Origin of the sequence: Clostridium beijerinckii HUN142, from assembly GCF_000621745.1 — a bacterium.
Lineage (GTDB): Bacteria > Bacillota > Clostridia > Clostridiales > Clostridiaceae > Clostridium > Clostridium beijerinckii_A.
This window is the reverse complement of sequence record NZ_KK211339.1, coordinates 154,954-174,740: the sequence shown is the minus strand read 5'-3', so window position 1 is coordinate 174,740 and position 19,787 is coordinate 154,954. Positions and strand designations below refer to the sequence as shown.

16 protein-coding genes and 1 pseudogene are annotated in these 19,787 nt (G+C 29.6%); 7 read left to right on the top strand and 10 right to left on the bottom strand.

Annotated elements, in window-relative coordinates; all coding sequences use genetic code 11:
• Positions 1–7: 7 nt before the first annotated feature.
• From T483_RS0127010 to T483_RS0126975, 8 genes are all read right to left on the bottom strand, one after another.
• Positions 8–1,228, bottom strand: coding sequence for an adenylosuccinate synthetase (locus T483_RS0127010; RefSeq protein ID WP_026889634.1), 1,221 nt, complete (start codon positions 1,226–1,228; stop codon positions 8–10).
• 137 nt (positions 1,229–1,365) lie between these two features.
• Positions 1,366–2,289: a hypothetical protein gene (locus T483_RS0127005; RefSeq protein WP_026889633.1), complete on the bottom strand. Its 924-nt coding sequence runs from the start codon at positions 2,287–2,289 to the stop codon at positions 1,366–1,368.
• A gap of 26 nt (positions 2,290–2,315) precedes the next feature.
• Positions 2,316–3,329 (bottom strand): hypothetical protein, encoded by a 1,014-nt coding sequence (locus T483_RS0127000; RefSeq protein ID WP_242841937.1) that lies wholly within the window; start codon positions 3,327–3,329, stop codon positions 2,316–2,318.
• 63 nt (positions 3,330–3,392) lie between these two features.
• Complete coding sequence (locus T483_RS0126995) at positions 3,393–4,223, bottom strand: TIGR02452 family protein (protein ID WP_026889631.1); 831 nt, start codon at positions 4,221–4,223, stop codon at positions 3,393–3,395.
• 61 nt (positions 4,224–4,284) lie between these two features.
• Positions 4,285–5,754, bottom strand: a complete 1,470-nt coding sequence (locus T483_RS0126990; RefSeq protein ID WP_026889630.1) for a nicotinate phosphoribosyltransferase — start codon at positions 5,752–5,754, stop codon at positions 4,285–4,287.
• 11 nt (positions 5,755–5,765) lie between these two features.
• Positions 5,766–6,305: a cysteine hydrolase family protein gene (locus T483_RS0126985; RefSeq protein ID WP_026889629.1), complete on the bottom strand. Its 540-nt coding sequence runs from the start codon at positions 6,303–6,305 to the stop codon at positions 5,766–5,768.
• A 398-nt stretch (positions 6,306–6,703) separates the two neighbouring features.
• Positions 6,704–7,504 carry a ribose-phosphate pyrophosphokinase gene (locus T483_RS0126980; RefSeq protein WP_026889628.1) on the bottom strand — a complete coding sequence of 267 codons (801 nt, stop codon included), beginning with the start codon at positions 7,502–7,504 and terminating at the stop codon, positions 6,704–6,706.
• Between the two features lie 69 nt (positions 7,505–7,573).
• Positions 7,574–8,467, bottom strand: coding sequence for an NUDIX hydrolase (locus T483_RS0126975; RefSeq protein WP_026889627.1), 894 nt, complete (start codon positions 8,465–8,467; stop codon positions 7,574–7,576).
• Positions 8,468–9,234: 767 nt separating this feature from the next.
• On the opposite strand from T483_RS0126975, the gene T483_RS0126970 reads away from it, so the two are divergent.
• Positions 9,235–10,098, top strand: coding sequence for an SAM-dependent methyltransferase (locus tag T483_RS0126970; protein ID WP_026889626.1), 864 nt, complete (start codon positions 9,235–9,237; stop codon positions 10,096–10,098).
• 973 nt (positions 10,099–11,071) lie between these two features.
• Here the strand turns inward: T483_RS0126970 and T483_RS0126960 are convergent.
• Entirely contained in the window at positions 11,072–12,406 is a 1,335-nt protein-coding gene (locus tag T483_RS0126960) for an ATP-binding protein (RefSeq protein ID WP_026889625.1), read from the bottom strand.
• 596 nt (positions 12,407–13,002) lie between these two features.
• Here T483_RS0126960 and T483_RS0126955 point away from each other — a divergent pair.
• From T483_RS0126955 to T483_RS0126940, 4 genes are all read left to right on the top strand, one after another.
• Entirely contained in the window at positions 13,003–13,857 is an 855-nt protein-coding gene (locus T483_RS0126955; protein ID WP_026889624.1) for an ABC transporter substrate-binding protein, read from the top strand.
• Between the two features lie 193 nt (positions 13,858–14,050).
• Positions 14,051–14,365, top strand: coding sequence for a spore coat associated protein CotJA (locus tag T483_RS0126950; RefSeq protein WP_026889623.1), 315 nt, complete (start codon positions 14,051–14,053; stop codon positions 14,363–14,365).
• A 9-nt stretch (positions 14,366–14,374) separates the two neighbouring features.
• Complete coding sequence (locus T483_RS0126945) at positions 14,375–14,638, top strand: spore coat protein CotJB (protein WP_026889622.1); 264 nt, start codon at positions 14,375–14,377, stop codon at positions 14,636–14,638.
• A 6-nt stretch (positions 14,639–14,644) separates the two neighbouring features.
• Positions 14,645–15,214 (top strand): manganese catalase family protein, encoded by a 570-nt coding sequence (locus T483_RS0126940; protein ID WP_026889621.1) that lies wholly within the window; start codon positions 14,645–14,647, stop codon positions 15,212–15,214.
• Between the two features lie 127 nt (positions 15,215–15,341).
• Here the strand turns inward: T483_RS0126940 and T483_RS32560 are convergent, their stop codons facing one another.
• Positions 15,342–17,609: an N-acetylmuramoyl-L-alanine amidase family protein gene (locus T483_RS32560; RefSeq protein WP_026889620.1), complete on the bottom strand. Its 2,268-nt coding sequence runs from the start codon at positions 17,607–17,609 to the stop codon at positions 15,342–15,344.
• 426 nt (positions 17,610–18,035) lie between these two features.
• Here T483_RS32560 and T483_RS30765 point away from each other — a divergent pair.
• Together T483_RS30765 and T483_RS0126925 are read left to right on the top strand one after the other, a co-directional pair.
• A pseudogene (locus tag T483_RS30765) lies at positions 18,036–19,050 on the top strand (IS1595 family transposase).
• A 135-nt stretch (positions 19,051–19,185) separates the two neighbouring features.
• Entirely contained in the window at positions 19,186–19,710 is a 525-nt protein-coding gene (locus T483_RS0126925) for a GNAT family N-acetyltransferase (RefSeq protein WP_035790634.1), read from the top strand.
• The last annotated feature ends 77 nt before the right edge of the window (positions 19,711–19,787 follow it).

The following is a 19,787-nucleotide window of genomic DNA, read 5'->3' as shown; positions in this document are numbered from 1 at the left end:
TCTTATTTCAATATTTTACAATAGTATCTCTAGATACTCCATAACTTAAATAACAATTATCAGGATTGATCTTGCTAAGAATGTCCTCTATAAATTCATCAGTATTCTTTAACAGAAAATTATTATCTTTATAATACTCAGCCTTATTATTATCTATCTGGTCTAGGCATGTTATTGTAATAGATTTACTTATATTGATTTTTTTATTTTTGTTCTTAAAGTGAATCTTGTTATAATCATTTTCTATATTCTCTGATAATAAATCTATATCTAATGGTGCAAATCTCAAAACACCTTGAAATTCATTTTGAATGTTAGTTAGGTCTGTAATATTTTTGTATGGATTCTCTTTCATTTCATTTGGCAATGGTCCTGCCCCATGTCTTGTTAAATAGCTCCTTGTTACATAGATTACTTCTATGTCAAGTTCACTGAGCTTTGCTTTTTCTAACAAATCTATCACATTGCTTACACCTGTCTTAGAATGGGTCACATAAGGAAAATATTTATAGTCCTCTGACAGCATTAATCCTTGTGCTCCTTCGAATATAGGAGTTTGATAATTTTCTAAAACTCTTTCTATATTATATAGTTCTACCTTTGATTTAAAATTGTTATCAACATCATAAATAAAATGTTCTATTAGATTTGCATCAAATAGTATATTTATTAAATTATCATTGGAAGACTTTAAGTTTAACTGTTCAATCCTCTTATCTATATATTCTTTTTTTATAAGCTCCAGCTTATCTTTATAAACTCCACTGAAAATATCGCCACAGGTTATTTTATATCTATCTATTCCATTTCTTATAATTGACTCATTATACCCAAGGCCACAACTCCCATGTTTATTATTTCCTCTATGTCTTTCTAATATCTGATTTAATAACATGTCTTGTGGTATAACTACAGGGCAATTTGGATCTATCATTGTATATGGAATATTTCCTATTTTATTAAGTTCATCATATTCTTTTAGAAATAACAAAGGATTGACTGAAAAATAACTGCTTAAAAAAGTTGGAATACCTTGTAAGCTTCCTGCTCCAAAATGTCCAAATACATGTCTTTTACTATCTGGAGTAACTACAGTATGACCTGCTTGAGCAGATGAATTGAATCGAATCACAACTGGATTTTCATTTATAGAACACATGTAATCTGTCATTAGTCCTTTTCCTTCATCACCCAAATTAGAACCTATTATCACTTTTATAGATTTCATGCCAAACTCTCCTCTCATGATGTTAAACATGGAGCTGTTCCATTAAGAAAATTGACCACAATTATACTGTATTAGAATTTTTAAATTTAATACAGTATATTGTAGTTTTTATTCTTTGTGGGACAGCTCCAATAACATTAAAACTTTACAAGTCCATCATCAGCTTTTACATTTGGAACCAATTCTTTAATAGCATTTCTTATTATTAGGCTTGTGCTTCCATCCCAACTGTCAGAAACATTATCCTTGTCTTCTCCAGTTAATACTTGTAACGTTGATACTATAAGTTCAGGCAATTTTGTATAATCTGACAATCTCAAAACTCTTTGGCCTAAAATATCATTCCATGACTTTATTACTTCATCTGGCTGATAACGCATATGACTTCCTTCTTCAATAATAATATGAAATACTTCATATTGCTTAGATACAAGCCTTAATAAATCTTGTGCTGACATACTATCAGTTTGTATTGTATCTCCAAAGACCTTTTCAATTTCTTTTTTAAGAACAGTCTTAGGACACTCTTCATCTCCTATAGTAAATAGATATCCCTTTTTTCCTCTTTTTATAAAATTATCACATTTTGTATGCATTCCAGCAAACCACCAAGGTAAAGTATAACTTTCAGAGTTATTTCCTCCCCCTCCATGCTCCACATAAATTTTAGTTAACTCTTTTGCAATTCTTATATCAGCTTCAAATTGAGTTACCTGTAAAGGGGATGAATCATATTTAACATCGCCAATTCCCATAAACATGATATGTGGGTCTGAAACAGGCTTTCTATTATATATTTCAGTAGCTAATTTTTCTAAGCCTTCTCTTGCAATACTATCTGCAATTATGCCCATTGAACCAGTTACATCAAGTCCAATAATAATTGGTGTTGAACTTGGATTGTCACTACTGTCACAACTTTCCCTAAAACTTACTTTATACGGATTTAAACTAGGATCAAGTCTCCTCGCTGCAAAAACATCATCTACTGTTTTCTTTCCTTTTATAGTTGCACTTGCATAACTATCCCAAGCTTTTGAATCCCATCTTCCTGTTCCCATTTTAATACCTCCTAAATATTCATATACTATTTACTAATTTTTCTAGCGTATAATTTATTTATATCAATATCCATATTTACGAATTTTCTTTCTCCATAACTTTGTTTAATTACACTTTCCCAAAGCTTATACTCTTCCATTGGATTGTTTGCTGAGACTCCTCTGACCCAATCAATAAGCAGCTTAGGTATATCAGAATCTTCAATAAAACTTATTCCATTCTTATCACCAAGCAAGGTTCTTCCAATTAATCTTATGGATTCTAAGTCTAATAGAAATGTGCCTATTTTAGATGACTTCATTTCTGGGGACATTATGCTATAAATTTCGTTAGATACTCCAAGCATCTTCCCATCTATAGGAACTGTATACCACCATCCACCTAACAAAAATCCACTATGATTTGAAGGTGAAATATAATAATTATCAATATTTATTCCATTGTGTGATAGATTATTATAATATAGAAAACAAGTTACATTATATAAACTGCTTAGAATCCAAGTTACATGCCTTGATGGAACTTTGCTGCTATAATAACTTAATATATCTTTAAGAGAATAGGCATATTCTGGCTTTTCTATAAGCAATCCTATCTTCTTATCTATAGTTTCAAAATTTTTTAACACTTTCGGAAAATACTTTTCAAATTCAGATTTCATGTTGTTATTCTCGTACTTTAAATTCTTGATTCTATCCAATGCATTTTCTAAAAAATCCTCATGCTTTATATCAATTAAATATAAAATTGATCTATTTCCAATAAAATATTTTCCTAATTCAAATGAATATTCTACATTATATTTCATCGAATATTTTTCGCCATCAGAGCTTGTTATTTTAATTAATCCCTCTTCCATCCAGTTTCCATTCTCTAATAATTTAACAGCTTCAGAATACAATTCATTTATTTTACTTGTAACCTCTTTGTATTTCTCTGAATCTTTATGCAAATCTGGATGAAATATTTTAAGAAGATCAACGTGTTCCTTTTTTGCTGTTTCTTTATTACCCGTAAATAATTCATAGGGGTATTTCATTTTAAGAATTTCTTCAATAGTGTACAAAATTCTCATTCCCTTCTTAAAAATACAATAAATATCTTACCTTTCTAATCCTTCAAAGGCTTTTATGCAGTTTTGGTTTTTGGAGTTATCTAAAACAGCAAATATTATATTATCAAAGTAACTAATAAAATTTTCGTTAATTAGAAGTTCTCGCCAGTATTCTGCTATTAATTTAGGGTCATTTCTAAATACACCACACCCATATGCACCCAATATCAAATTTTTATTTCCTGCATTTACGAAAAGAGCTAAAACTTTTCTCATCCTTATTTTCATTACCTTTTTAGCTAGTGTTTCATTTTCTCCCTTTAACAAAACTTGTCCATAATTTACTGCCGGTGCTGTAATAATATTTGCTGTTACCCATTGTTCTAATAGATTTAATTCATCATCTCTTATAAATACCACTTCTGGTGAATAAATCATGCAATCCGTATACATCATAGTCTTACAATTTCTATTTTCTAAATAATATTTCTCATTATTTAGCTGAGTATCATATAGTCCTGATCCTATAGCAATACTTTCTTCTTGAGCTAAAGCTCCATTTAAGAAACCGCCTCCTGGATTTTTAGCACTTGCAAAATTTAATACTCCTATGTCTTTTAAATTTTCACTTACTAAGCCTAACACAGCTTTTACTGTAGATATATTTTTAACTTTAATATTTACTTTCTTATTTGCTTTCGAGCCTTTATGCTTTTCTACTAAAGCATCCCCTTCTTCTGGCGAAATTAAAATACTTTCTTCAACAGACTTTTTATGAACATCTAAAATATCTAGCCTTTTATCATCTACTATATAATAACCATTTTTTAGATATTTCAATGTATTTTGAGCTGCTTCTATTCTTAAATTCTTATTCATATGTTAACTCACCTCCATTATTTTTCCTAATAGCAATAAAAACAAGATGCTTTATCTTTAACTAAAACTCTCCATGTAACTTATCTCTAATTTCTTTTAATGAATAATCTTTAATAAGCTTTCCATCTTTATATACTACTTCTAATAAATTATCCTTATATTCTTCCTGCTCTTTTATAGTAAGCTCTTCCTTATAAAGAATATCTTCTCCATTCTTGTATACATAGCACATTCCTTTTTGAGATTTTTTGAAGTTTCCTGTATCAGTTTTAGGATCTTTAAATATGAATTTTTCTTCACCATTTATTACTGCATGCGTTGCTTTTAAAGCAAATCCAAAGGTATCACGAGTATTATATTGATAAGTGTAAGAGCCAATTCCAAAAGTACAATTGCTTACTGCAAATCCTTTTTGCTCAAGGCACTTACAGATTTCTTCGCACCTTTCAACTGTGATACTATCACCATAAATTGTTCCAATATGAGAATTTAAAACTTTATATCCTTTTGAGTTAATTTCTCCACCAAATATATCCCACAAAAGTTCAACAGTTCCTTTATATGCTGGACTATCATTTGGTGCTTCACTATCACCACAGATTATTTTCACTGGATCTCCACTATCTCCTCTGATTACTACCTTTCCGTCTCTATTTAATATATCCTCTTTTAATATTGGAAGGATATTAGTAATAAGGTTCCAATAATCGTAAGTATCTGAAACGATACTTATAACACCACTTGGAAATACTTCATTAATTAATCTCTTGTAAGCCTTAAGCTCATCCGTTCCATAAGTGCACATTACACTATGCTCAGTTGATGGGGTTCCAAGTCCAACTATTTCATTTTCAATATTACAGTTATAATATTTTTCTAGATAGAGTATTGATGATATTGTTGCAGTTCCAGTAAATGAAAGTAAATGCCCTGCACTGCTAACCTGTGCACTTTCAATTGAGCTAAACCCTCTCATGCTAAAATCACCGCAAGCTTTTTTTACATCACCATTTTCAACAGTTAAATCAAAATACTTTTCAACAATTTCTCTATATCTATATGCTATTGTTGCACTTGTCATAGGCTGCCATATATTACAACTCATGAATGTTTCCAAATAATTTACAAGCCAAGCAAATTCATCGTGAGTATTAGTGATTTCAATCATAGGTGTTTTTATATTTACTCTTGTTCCTTCTTGGACTGCTTTTATTTGTATAGGCAAATAACCTAAATCATGCAATTTTTCTATATGAGCTGTATCTGCTGCGATGCTTCCCATTGTTCTAGATATCACTCTCTTATATTCACTAATAATTTCATCCTTAGGAATGGCGAAAAAATTTTCATTAAAATATTCTATTAAGTATTTTTTTATAAAAGATTGAAGCCCAAACATAACCACTTTGTTCATGTTTTCTTTTCTAGACATTCTTGGAGTCCAATAGCTTACAAGCTTTGTAAGTCCAGGTCCATAGCACATATGATGTATTGTTTTATAAAAATCAGTTAATAATAATGGATCTATCATTTATATCTCTCCTATCTTTTAACTTTAACACTTAGTGCTTCAATTACATCTAGTGCTTTATCATGAAGACTATCATCAAAACTTGCACATAAAGTTCCATCTACACTTAAATTTGCATTTATATATTGAGATTGAAATGTAACTACATTACTAATTACACACATGTTTGTTACGACTCCAACTAACTCTATTTCATCTATATCCTCGCCAATATCCTTTGATATCTTTAACATATCCGCTGGTGCTATTCCAAAGGAGTTTTTATTATAATGAAGAGTATTTTCTACTCCTACAAATTCTTTTAACTTTCCATAAAGCTCGTGACCTTCAGTATCTATATAACAATGAGGTACAGGTAAATTCTTTCCTTCTCTTGTTTCTAAATAATTTTCAAAGTGAGTATCATAAGTGAATAAAACTTTATCACCATTTTCCAAATATTTTTTTACTTTATCATAAATGCCTTGTTCTAAGGTTTCCGCTTTCTTAAATCCTAAAGCTCCATCAACAAAATCTTTTTGATAATCTATAACCACTAATAATTTATTCATAATCGTCTCCCCAATCTCTATAATTTAATTTTGAAAATACTCTGATTATCTGTATGATGTACTCGCTCAAAGCATTGAGAACACTACAAATGTTAACTTTTTATACTTTTTTCTTTAAAAATATTTTCAATTTTAACTTCTTAAGTTCTTTCATTGTTAAAAATTTAAATTCTTAAATTCCTATATTCCTTTATTCTTAAATTCTTAAATTCTTAAATTCTTAAATTTATTTATTCTTAACAATTTAACTTGGTTCATTTTTAAATATTTAACTTTCTATCTTAAATATACATGTTGCAATTCACAATGCACATTTCACAATTACGGTTAAAATTCTTGCAGTATTTTTATAATTATGATGAAGAATTATTTTTGCAACATATATATTATTCATTTAGTTATACAATAGAGGATATCTCAAGCTTCTCGTGCTCTTTAGATAAAATGCTGTTAGTAGTAAATACCTTAGTAATTAAATCAGTCTTTAAAATTTCTCCATCAAAAATTGTATCCTCACAATGTGTTACCACCAAATAAATCTCGGAAGCTCCCATTCCTTTAAGCTTTTTAGCTGTTAAAATAAAGGTTCCACCCTTAGAACATAGATCATCTACAATAATAGCTTTAAAATTTTTACTTTCTACAGTTCCGTTTATTTCAAGCTTATTTATAAATCCAGTTTTAAAATCCCTTTCTTTGTTTGCAGTTAATATTTTTTCATATTTAATTTGTTTCCCATATCTCTTAGCTGCACCTGCATCTGGATAAACTAAATAAACTGAATCTTTTTTATCATCTACTTTTTCTAATAAATTTTTTGCTAATATTGCAGACATGTTTATAACTTTAACCCTGTCTAGCAATGCGACACATACATCTGAATGTGGTTCATAAATTGTTACTTCTTCAAAATTCAAATAATTGATAAGTCTGCATAAATGCTTTAGGGTAAATACAGTCACTCCTTCGGTTCTGTCCATTCTGCTATAAGGCATATAGGGAATTATAAGATTGCATTTAATATTTGATTCATCCAAATGCTCCTTTAAAAATATCAAATGAGTTATATCATTATCACTTTCAAATTTGAGCTTAATGGTATTTACCCATTCTTTAATATTCAACTCCTGACTATTTATTAAACTTTCTCCATTAGGAAATTTTTTAATATTTATTTCTTTGTCATTTAAAAAAATCATTTAATTATCCCCTCTCATATTAAATCTCAATTCTCTATCCTTAAATTTTATTAATAACTTAAATTTAGTTTAGAAATTATGTTCCCAGTTTTCATTAAATTTAAATACTTTAGCAGGTCTAAAAGGTTTCCCCTCTATTTTTTCATCAGTTTCTATAATCATATCTTCCATTTTTCTTCTAAAATTCAAGATTTCTCTTCCCATTATTGCTTCATATACATTTTGAAGTTCTTTAACTGTAAATAATCTAGGCAAAAGATTTAATGCAATTGGCGTATATTCTATTTTATTTCTAATTCTGTCTACTGCATAATCTATTATTTTATAATGATCAAAAGCTAATTCATCATTACTTTCATTTAACGTCTTATAACTATTTTCCTTTTTCCTAAAAATAGTTCTTTCTATTTTTTCTATTATTTCATAATTAAATTTTATTTCTTCATCTTCACTTTCAAATTTTAGAATATATTTATTTATGGTATGCGTATCATCTTTTTTAGAATCAATTAAATTCTTTTCTACCCAAAACCACTTTGATTCTTTCCTATCTTTATAATCACCAAATCTAATATCTTCTTTCGATATTAATGCTATATTTCCGATGCTGATTACTCTTGTCCTTGGATCTCTATTAACTTCTCCAAAAGTATATAACTGCTCAGTATATACATTATCTATTCCTGTTTCTTCTTTCAGCTTTCTTAGTGCTCCATCTTCTAGACTTTCATCATTTTTAACAAAGCCTCCTGGAATTGCCCATTTTCCTTTATGAGGATAATCATCTCTTTTAATTAAGAGAACCTGCATTCCTTTCTTTGGTACTTTTCTTGAATTCTTTTCTATCCTATCACCAGTTGTAAATATAATAATATCATTTGTAACACTTGGCCTATCATAAATATTTACATCATATTCACTTAAAAATTCTCTTTCATTTTTATCTGCTAGTTCTTTATCCAACTTACCCACCTCTATATATTAGAAAAATTATTTTACTTGCTATTTATCATTTAGATAATATCAATTTGATTCTATGTATTAATATTAACTCTATTAACTTTATTTGTAAATACCTTTTTGAAAAATAATTATAGAAATAATCCAACTAAAACCTGAACTTATGTATATAGCTCACCGAAATAAGAATTATGCTGTTGTTCCAGTTTCTAAGGAAGTTATGATGGATGATTCTAAGATTTCTAGTTAGTATATATTTCATAGTATAAATCCAGCTTATAATTGTTTTATTTATATGGGGTTCAGCAATGAGAGTTGAACTTATGTGGATATCAGCTGAAATTAGATACAAATTTGTTCCAGCGGACTAATGAAATTTTCGCAGGATAGTTCTAAGTTGAAGGTTGTATCCTCTTTAGGATGCTCTACCTTTCAGTTTGACAAGCTAAAAATTTTATATTTCAAAGCAATCTAGAACACTCATATAGCGGAATAAAAGACTTAGAAATAGAGAGCCAATATATGCATGTCATGTGTGATATTTTTATAATAAGTGCTATTAAAAAACTATAGTCTAATAAATAATAGTAATCTACTATTACGTCATAATTACATAAAATGAAAGAAAAATTAGCATCCTAGTATTAATTAATAATAACTTTTAAATCTTTTTAAGCAATTTCACTATAGATCACTAAATAAATATTAAAACTTTATATTTTATTATTATAAAATCATAGTGCTTTATTAAGTATATGGAGGTGAATATTATGGCAAAAGCAGCAGGTAAAACAGGTTCAGGTCCAATATCAATTGTAGCTATAGAACAATATTTTCCACAAGAAGAACGCATTATCGTGGATAACTTGGCACATCGATTAATACCTTCTGGCGGAGTCTTTTTAAAGGTGATGCGTCTTAACTCAGTCAGGGATTGGATGGTTAAAATAACCGAAAAAACATTTCCAGGTCTCTGGAGTTGCATGATGTGCAGAAAGAAATATATAGATGAAAAATTAATAGATTCAGTTAATGATATCGAAGCGGTAGTGAATTTAGGCGCTGGATTTGATACTCGATCATTTAGATTACAAGAACTGTCACACGTTCCTGTTTGGGAACTAGACCAGCCTACAAACATTGAAACTAAGAAAACCCAGCTTGGTAAGATATTCGCAAGCATTCCGTCAAATGTAAAACTTGTATCAATAGACTTCGACCATGAAGATATAAGTACCATATTGTATTCTTATGGATACTCAATATATAAGAAGACATTTTTTATATGGGAAGGTGTTACGCAATATTTAACTGAAGATGGAATTAGAGCAACTTTTGACTTTCTTGCTAAAGCTGCACCAGGTAGCCGTCTTGCTTTCACTTATGTTCTTAAAGATTTTATAGAAGGCCGCAATATGTATGGATGGGATAAGATGTATAAAGATTATGTAACAAATAATATCTGGCTTTTTGGCATGGAGCCAGAAACATGGCCAAATTTTCTTAAAGAGTATGGTTGGCAAGTAATTGAGGATATAAGTTACGAGGAAATAGCTCAGAAATATGTTAAACCTACTGGCCGTAAGCTTGCTTCAACTCCAGTAGAGAGAATGATTTATGTGGAAAAGTTATAATAGTTTTCTACTAAATTTAGCTACTAAACTTTTTATAATTTTTAAGGCTATATTTCAACATTATATTAAACATAGCCTTATATTATTATAGATAACCCATTTAGGAATTCGACTTATTAGATGAACATATTTACAAAATCGCTAAAACTTTAAGTTCATATCTTCACTAGAAATCATAAATATATTTGTGTAGAAAACATTTGAAAATGAGCTGCTAAGATTCTTAGTTGTAGGTTGTTCCACTTTAGCTTGTCACGCTGAAAGTGGGAGCATGCTAAAGTGGTGAAATCTGCTGCTTAGAATCTTCAGCGATATTTTCATAGCTTTTCGGAACAAAATATTTATGATTTCGGTAAGTTATAACATAAATCTAGTTTTAAAGTTGTTTATCTATAAATTTCAAACAAATTTTACTATCAAGTAAAATTCACAAAAAAATGCAGCCAAATTAATGACAGCATCTTTTTTATATTATTAAGAAATGAAAATGAAAAAAACTTTTTTACAAGTTTTATTATACTTGTACTACCTTAACATTAGCTTAATGAAATTCAAAAAATATTATTATTATTATTATTATATATATGTTGCAAAAATAATTCTTCATCATAATTCTAAAAATCTTGCAAGAATTTTAGCCGTAATTGTGAATTGCAACATATATACTTTCAAATTATGTAGTTAATTTACTTATTACAGAATAATAAATAAATATATAAATTAAACCCGTAAGTCCAATAAATCCTAAAAAGTACTTTATTAATTTTAATACTTTTGACATAAATCTAATCCTTTCACTTTATTCTTATTTTAGTGATACACAAAATATCGTTTTATTATCATTTTAATGATACATCAAAATATAGTTAGTTTCGTAAATTGTTAAACTTTATTTATAAATTTATTCAAATATCTTTTACAAAATTATAATTTTAAATAAGCCAATATAGCAGCATATGAAAACTTAATTTAATTAAGTCAACTCGAACTGCCTAACTGAGACATTTTCAACATTTTTTATTATTGGTAACTTCATAAAAAATGTTGTTCCATTACCAAGTTCTGTATCAAACCATATCTTACCATTATGAATATTAGTAATTGTATGATATACCATAAACAAGCCAAGCCCCGTTCCTCCACTTCTCTTAAAAGAAAAAGGTTCAAATAAAGTCTTATTTATTTCCTCAGGAATGCCACCAGCAGTATCTTTAATTATAATAAGTATAGAATTTTTATACTTTTCAGTTATAACTTCAATTGACCCACCATTATCCATTGCTTGAATTGCATTATTTATAAGATTCTCGATTGCCCTCTTCAAAAGCTTTTTTGATATGTTTGCATATTCATCTACATTGTCTATCAATGATAACTTTATATTTTTATGAGTGCAAATAGGCTGAAAAGAGTTTAAAACATCTTTTATTAGAGTAGTTACCTTCTGTGGTGTGAGCTCTTCTGGTTTAAATATACTTAAAAGTTCAACTACCATATCATTCATTTCGTCAACTTGCTTAATTATTCTATTGAAATAATTATCCATTCTAGCTTTATCTGAAGTTGCTATACCAAGCTGACCTAAGCCTCTAACTACAGATAGTGGATTTTTAAGATCGTGAACAGCTGTTGCAATTAATTCACTTGTTGCAGCTAAATTGATTCCAGTTGATGTATTACTAAATTTATCGCTAATATATTTCATAGCTGTCTCAATTGAATTTATGCACGCTATAAGAGAATGTAATTTTATCGGATTCATATGTTCAACTGGAACACTTATCCCAATTGCCCCTATCACATTTTCATTATTTATAATTGGCACACCTATACAACCACACTTACAATCAGGCATACCATAATGTTCTTCCCCATACACCAAAATTGGCTGCCCCAGTGCCAATGCAGTGCCTATTCCATTATTTCCAACATTTTCTTCTGACCAATTTACCCCAAGAGAAAAACCTTCTATTATTCCACCCTGTTCTTCAGTCTTTTCTCTAAAATCAATGATCCATCCATCATTATCTGATAAAGCAATTATATGCGGAATATTTACTAAACTCATAGATAGTGAATCCATGTACAAACTTGATACTTCTGTCAATTTAGAGTTTTCCTTTTTCTTTTTTTCAACATCCCCGCTTGATAAAAACTCAAATTTTACTTCGTTAGGATTCATTCCTAACTTCTCACATCTTTTCCATGACTCCAATGTAATTTGTCTCGCTGTTGGATTTTCATTTATAGTAGATGTAAAATCATCCCAAGATGAAAAATTATTGCTTATTTCTAATAGACACTCCATTCGTGACTTTCACCCCATATATTTATTGTTTGACCATAAGCCAAATCTACTATTATTTATTATTCGATAATCAGCTCTGAATTCCTCTTTTTCAACAAAATAATACATTATAAGATAAATAATTATTTAGTTAAGTCTATAATTATAACTTAGCTACTAATATTATTATATAACAGCTATATTTTCTTTTTTTTATTCTCTTTTAAAAGTCAACCTTCTGAATCATCCTTTCTTATAAATTATCCGCAGATTGTCCATTAATATAATTTCCTAGAGAATAAAAAATTCACATTTTGTACTGCATCAAATTAAATTCTCAATTAAAACAAAAATATATAAACTCAATTTCCATATATACCATAAATATTTATCGATATTTTTACCACCTTTTATTATACCTTCCTTTTCTTAACATTATCTTAATTACAAAAAATCTTTTAATTTATTATGTATTGCAAAAATAATTCCACATCATAATTCTAAAAATATTGCAAGAATTTTAGTCTTAATTGTGAATTGCAACATATATATTGGATTTCTTTAATGAATAATTTTATATTAAGTTAAGATAATAATATAAAGGAGAAATTTAGCATATGAAAATTCATAAGAAGTTAGTTATTGGAGTTATCTTAGTAATAAATCTTATTCAGTTAATATTTTGTAGCGCTAATGTACCCAATAATAAAATGTCAAAAGATAGATTAGAAATAATAAAAGAAAAAGGGGTACTGGTTGTTGCATCTTCAAATGATGCTCCTTTTGCCTACATAGATCCGAAAACTAAAGAATTTACTGGAATTGATGCAGAAATTATAAGAGAAGCTGCCAAAAGGCTTGGGATAAAAAAGGTAGAAATGAAGCAAATTCCATTTGATGATTTATTAAACCAATTAAATAATGATGATAGCATAGATATAGTAGCCAGTGGAATGTATGTTACAGATGAACGAAAAAAAGAAGCATTGTTTACAAACATATTCTATAAAGAATCAGAAGCAATAATCACTCCTAAAGTATCAAAAATTGTCTTTAAGGAAGATTTTAAAAATGCTGTAATAGGTGCGCAAATAGGAACAGCCTTTTTAGAATTAGCTAAAAAATGGAAAACAGAAGGCATTGTCAAAGATGTAGTTTCATTTAAAAATCAAAATGATCTATTATCAGCAGTAAGCACTAAAAAAATAGATGCTGCAATGACTGACTCTATTTTTGCTTCATATATGATCTCTCAAAATAATTTATATCTGAAAGTATTACCTCCAACAGATTATACTCCTGAATCCCCCGGTAAAATTGCTGCTGCTGTTAGGAAAAATGATATTACTTTAGCAAAAGCAATAAATGAAAAAATAGATGAAATGAAATACGATAAAACAATTCCTGAAATACTCGAAAAATACGGTTTAAATGGCAATTATTTTGTTTCAGTTAAAGATGGTCATGTTTAGCTGAAATAAGAACAGGGCAGTGATTAGATTTTTTCTAACTATTGCCTTTATTTTTATACCATGCTTCTTCATAAGCATTTTAAGACAATAAGTATCAAAAATTTAAAATATATTTTATAATTTATCACATTATTTCATAATGCGCATAAGATACTTATATAAACAAACAACAAATGAAGGAGTGTTAACCTTTATGTACAGACGCGACGATGATGACTGTATGTGTAAATCAAAAGAATATTCAAAGGAATATTCCAAAGAGTATTCAAAAAAATATGAATATGCGCGCGCATATATATTACCTCAAAAATATGAAAATTTGTATTCTTGCAAAGAAGGTTTTGTAAAAGGAACAATATTTAAAGACCTTTACAGACCATATAAAAAACAGCATGATCATAAAGGCTATGATTGTGAACATGATCATCATGAACATGAACATGAACACGAACATGACCATGATCATGAATATGAATTTGAATACAAGAAAATCAAATACGAGAGGTGATATAATATTATGAACCAACGAGAGATGTTAAATAGTATAAGAGTTTATCAGTTTTGTGCTGTAGAACTAAACCTATTCCTCGACAATTTTCCTGAAGATAAAAACGCTAAAGAAGATTACAACAAGGTATCTTGTAAGCTAACCGAACTAATTAGCGCATATGAAAAAAACTTTGGCCCATTAACAAACTTTGGATCTGCATATGTGGAAAATCCAAAAGCTTGGGTAAACACACCATGGCCTTGGGAAAATTGTAGCAGGGAGGAGGAATAAGCGTTTATGTGGTACTATGTAAAAAATTTAGAATATCCAGTAAATCTTAACAAATGCAAAGATCTTAATATGGCAAAATTGCTAATAACTCAATATGGTGGTCCTGACGGAGAATTAAGTGCTGCCTTGAGATATTTAGATCAACGTTATACTATGCCAACTGGAAAATCAAAAGGATTATTGACTGATATTGGTACAGAAGAAATGGCCCATGTAGAAATAATTGCTACAATGGTATATCAACTTATGGAAAACGCAACTATAGAAGAAATAAAAAAAGCAGGACTTGCTGGGCATTATGCTGATCATAGAAAGGCATTATTTTATACAGATGCAACTGGAAATCCATGGGCAGCAACTTATATACAAGCAAAGGGCGAGCCTATAGCTGATTTACATGAAGATTTAGCAGCTGAACAAAAAGCTAGAGTAACTTATGAGAATTTAATACACTTAACTGATGAGCCTCAAATTAAAGAAATACTAGCATTTTTAAGAGAAAGAGAAGTTGTTCACTTCCAAAGATTTGGTGAGTGCTTAATGCACGTTGAAGATGCAATGTGCATTAAAAAATAAGATAGCATAATTTATATATATAGGGCTATATATATATAAATAAAACTGCCTCAAAATACAGTTTTGAGACAGTTTTATTATACGTTAATAGCTTTTTTATATTTTAAGTTATATTTTCACTCTTATATTATCCTATCCATGCTCCATTTGCACCTAATTTATATCCGTCAATTGCTGTATTAGCTGCCATTGAACCATCTGAGTTACAGTAGTACCAAGTACTACCATCCTTAACCCAGCCTGTTGACATATATCCATTATTCTTTAGATAATACCAAGTACCGCCAAGTTGTGCCCAACCTGTTTGCATAGCTCCATTTGATGGTGACATATAAGTCCAGCCTACATTATCCTTTTGCCATCCTGTTAATGGATCTCCTGTTCCATTTACCATGTACCAGTTGTTGCTTACTTGTACCCAGCCTTCTTTTATTGTATCTGCTGTAGTCATAGCTACTGGTGATGCTACATATGTTGCATTAGCTTGTACAGGTAATGTAACTGCATCTGCTGTTATTACCGCATCTTGTACTTGTATATATTTTCCTAGTAAAGGCACATATTTATAAACTGCTGCTACTGGTGCTTGAGTTTTATCAACCGGAATAACCGCTCTTGTACTGCCTGCTTCTGCTGTTATAACAGCACCTACGCTCTTACCATCTTTAGTAATAGCTGTTACAGATAGCTTAGTTCCGTCTGCTGTTACTACCTCTTTAGCTTGTTCAGCAGTAGCTCCTGTAACTCTACTTATATTATTTACCACTGATGACTCAACTGCTTTTACAGCTTCCTTTGACATATTCGCTAGTGACACTGGTTTAGTTGAATCTGATACAGTTCCTGTTGATGCTCCAGTATTAGATGTATTAGTAGTTGAACCAGTGGTATTGCTGCTTGAAGAGCTACTAGATGAACTGCTTGAGGAACTACTGCTTGAGGAACTACTGCCTGAGCTATGATGTGAAGAACTCGAACCACTTGATGATCCTGAATTTCCATTTGAGCCTGTATTTCCTGAGTTACCCGTTGAGCCTGAGTTTCCTGAATTTCCAGTTGAGCCTGAGTTTCCTGTTGATCCTGAACCTCCTGCTGAGCCTGAACCACCTTCTGATCCAGTGTTTCCTGGCTCTTCTGTAGAAACGATTTTATCATTGTAGTAGTCTATCCCTAGCCAATTTTCATTTAAATCTTTTAACTCTATATGAAAATTACAGATGCCTGTACCATCTGAATAGTCTGTATCTACATTAGTTGCTTTCATTAAGTAGAACTCTGTTATTCTTACACTTGCTACTTTGCCATTTGTAACTTTATTTAGTCCGTCTAATATATCATATTCATTCATATTGTTTGACGGCTGTAATTTTGCTAAATAATTGTTTATTAGTTCTTTTATTTCTGCTGAAGACGGTGTATCAATATCTATCCCCTCATAATTATTTAAGTTTAAATTATTGCTAGGATCTACTAAATTCATACTAAAACTAAGGTTTCCTGGATGCCCTCCTTCTGAAGGATTTTTATAAAAATTACTTATTGTTAATTCTAAACTTTTATCTTTAAGTGATTTATTCGTATAGTCTATAATATCATCAACAGTTGTATCATTTGATACTTTTAACTTATTAATCGCATCTTGAAGATTATCCAATTCATCATATAATTTATCATATCTTTCATCATGATTATTATTATCATTGCCATCTTCAGGATTAATTCCCTTAGAAACAACTATACTATAAGGCATCTTCTCTATAAGCGCTTCATTGTTATCTGTTAATTCAATAATTCCGGTAACTAAGCCATCTTTATTATTTATTGCTGGATTTATTGTGAAGTTATGTATATCTCCATAAAAACCTGTATCGTATATAGCTCCTTTTACAGCTTCATACACGTCATACACTTGAGCATTATTATATAATTTAAGGTTTTTAAAGGCATCATTAATTTTATCTTTTGCTTGTCCTACTGTTACTGCTGATCCAGTTGTTACTTCATCAGTTGGAAGCGTAACTAATCCTTCAGTTGTAACCGGTTTATTAAAAGATAAAGTTTCTATTGTTACTTCTTCCGGAGTGGTTACATCTACTGTAACTGCACTTTCTGTAGTTGCTGTCACATTAATATTAATTGTTGCCGCACTTGGTGTAGTATATTCTATATCTACATTAGTATTATAGACATAGCCTTCCATCTTATTACTATAAAGAGCTTTTATGTCATCTCCTGTTGTATCTTCCCCTATAGATGTAAGCCTATTCATAGCATCAGTTATTATTGATTTTACCTGTTCAAAATCATTTACTACTTCAGCTGATGCTGGAATTGATGTTGTTACAATAGTTCCTACTGCAGCCATTGCAACTGCCCCTGTTAAGTATTTGTTCATTTATTATTTCCCCTTTTCTTCTAGTTATTCATAGTGTTTTCATTAGTGAACACTAAATAATACTTGTTGTTCTTCAACAAGCACTATTAAAGTTCGCATATTTCAAAGTTAATCTATATGAACATATTATTATATAAAGTGGGTTATATTCCACTATATACATACTTTCTCACTTATAGTTAAATATTCGTATGATATCTTTACTTCTTTAATATAATTTGTTGAAAAAGTTGTATTTTTTAATATAACTTGTCAAATAAATGTATTTTTAGTACATTTTATTTAAATATTACACCATTTTCAGGCCAAATATAAGAAAAATATTATTTTAAAGTTTGGCTATGTTTTAAATCAGTGTTGAAAATGGATATTTATTAGTGAAATAGGTTATAAAATAGATATAATAAGTATTTAGGAGGTTGCATTATGCAAAATGTGAAGTCTATATTAAATGATATTGAAAAGTTACCATTACATCAGAAAGAACAAATACTATCAACTTTAGAGGAAATTCTTGTCTTAGGTTCGCAAGTAAGCCAAGTAGAACAAGAAGTTAAAGAATTTAGATTTTCTAAGGGGAAAGTATGCCCAATTTGTGGCTCTGAAACTATATCAAGAAATGGTAAGTATAATGGTAAACAAAGATATATCTGCAAATCTTGTAAGAAAACTTTTACTGACTTCACTAATTCTGCAACCTATAAAAGTAAGAAAACATTGGATAAGTGGCTTAAATACGCTAAGTGCATGATTAATGGTTACTCTATTAGGAAAAGTGCTAAAATCGTAGAAATTAACATGGCAACAAGTTTCTTTTGGAGACATAAAATTCTCGATTGCATAAGCACATTTTTAGGTAAAGGATACGTTGATGGTGTCGTTGAAGCAGATGAAGTATTCTTTGCAGAAAGTTTTAAGGGTACAAAGCCTTCTAACATGCCAAGGCACTCTCGTAAAAGAGGCAAACAAGTTAAGAAAAGGGGTATCTCAAAGGAACAAGTCTGTATTGCTACTGCTATTGATAGGCAAGGTAATTTAATTATGGAATTAGCATGTAAAGGTAGAATTACATCTAATGAATTAGAAACATTATATGAGGGGCATATAGGACATGATTCTATACTTTGTACTGAGTTATATGCAATTTGCAAATGATTTATCATTAGAACACAAACGTATAAAAAGAGGTAAACATAAAGAGGGATTATATCATATTCAACATATTAATGCTCTTCATAGCAATTTAAAGAAATGGATGAATAGATTTAATGGTGTTGCAACAAAATATATCAGTAACTATATTAAGTGGTTCAAATGGCTTCAAATATTTGATACAGATAAAGAGATAGTAAAGGCTAAGAATTTTATGATTCAAAGCAATGTAACACATTCATATATCAAAGTAAAAGATTTAAAGAATAGAGAGCCAATTTATATATAACATGTGTGATATTTTGTAAATTATGTTATAATAATCATTATGCGAAACTATAGTCGAATGAACAATGGTAAATTATTATGCAATAACCAATAGAAAGAATCATGGTAAAATATAAAGTTTTTGGGGAGTGACAAAATGATAAAATTAGAAACCGAAAGATTAAGATTATTACCGTTACAGGCAGATGAACTGGCTTTATCTATAGAGAACTATGGAAAAATGCAAACTGATTTGGGGTTAAGAGTTACTAATACAGTTCTTGACGATGAAATGAAATATGCAATGAAAGTAAGGTCAAGAAAGATACTTGAGGATGAAGAAAACTATTTATGGTTAACAAATTGGGCAATAATTCTTAAAGAAGAGAATATGATAATTGGATTTATAATGATTAAGGGTTACCCTAATGAAAATGGTGAAGTAATTGTCGGATATGGTATTGAAGAGAAGTACAGGAATATGAGATATGCTACTGAAGCACTAAAAGGATTAATAGAATGGATTTTTAAAAATCCGAAAGCAGTGTACGTAATAGGAGATACAGAAAAGGCGAATACACCATCACATAAGGTTTTACAAAATGTAGGTGCTATCAAATATAAGGAAAATGACGAATTAATATGGTGGAAAGTTGAAAATAAAAAAGTGAATAACTGTTAGCAGAAAAAGTTTACTAATATGTTTGTAAGCATTTTTCTTTTATTGAGTATTATAGGTGGACAATCCCACTTATAATT

Coding starts and splice junctions, on each gene's coding strand:
- T483_RS0127000 (WP_242841937.1), bottom strand. CDS start 3,329: ATGAAATACCCCTATGAATTATTTACGGGTAATAAAGAAACAGCAAAA.
- T483_RS0126945 (WP_026889622.1), top strand. CDS start 14,375: ATGAACCAACGAGAGATGTTAAATAGTATAAGAGTTTATCAGTTTTGT.
- T483_RS0126985 (WP_026889629.1), bottom strand. CDS start 6,305: ATGAATAAATTATTAGTGGTTATAGATTATCAAAAAGATTTTGTTGAT.
- T483_RS0126980 (WP_026889628.1), bottom strand. CDS start 7,504: ATGATTTTTTTAAATGACAAAGAAATAAATATTAAAAAATTTCCTAAT.
- T483_RS0126990 (WP_026889630.1), bottom strand. CDS start 5,754: ATGATAGATCCATTATTATTAACTGATTTTTATAAAACAATACATCAT.
- T483_RS0126995 (WP_026889631.1), bottom strand. CDS start 4,223: ATGAATAAGAATTTAAGAATAGAAGCAGCTCAAAATACATTGAAATAT.
- T483_RS0126970 (WP_026889626.1), top strand. CDS start 9,235: ATGGCAAAAGCAGCAGGTAAAACAGGTTCAGGTCCAATATCAATTGTA.
- T483_RS0127005 (WP_026889633.1), bottom strand. CDS start 2,289: ATGGGAACAGGAAGATGGGATTCAAAAGCTTGGGATAGTTATGCAAGT.
- T483_RS0126925 (WP_035790634.1), top strand. CDS start 19,186: ATGATAAAATTAGAAACCGAAAGATTAAGATTATTACCGTTACAGGCA.
- T483_RS0126940 (WP_026889621.1), top strand. CDS start 14,645: ATGTGGTACTATGTAAAAAATTTAGAATATCCAGTAAATCTTAACAAA.
- T483_RS0126950 (WP_026889623.1), top strand. CDS start 14,051: ATGTACAGACGCGACGATGATGACTGTATGTGTAAATCAAAAGAATAT.
- T483_RS0126955 (WP_026889624.1), top strand. CDS start 13,003: ATGAAAATTCATAAGAAGTTAGTTATTGGAGTTATCTTAGTAATAAAT.
- T483_RS0127010 (WP_026889634.1), bottom strand. CDS start 1,228: ATGAAATCTATAAAAGTGATAATAGGTTCTAATTTGGGTGATGAAGGA.
- T483_RS0126960 (WP_026889625.1), bottom strand. CDS start 12,406: ATGGAGTGTCTATTAGAAATAAGCAATAATTTTTCATCTTGGGATGAT.
- T483_RS32560 (WP_026889620.1), bottom strand. CDS start 17,609: ATGAACAAATACTTAACAGGGGCAGTTGCAATGGCTGCAGTAGGAACT.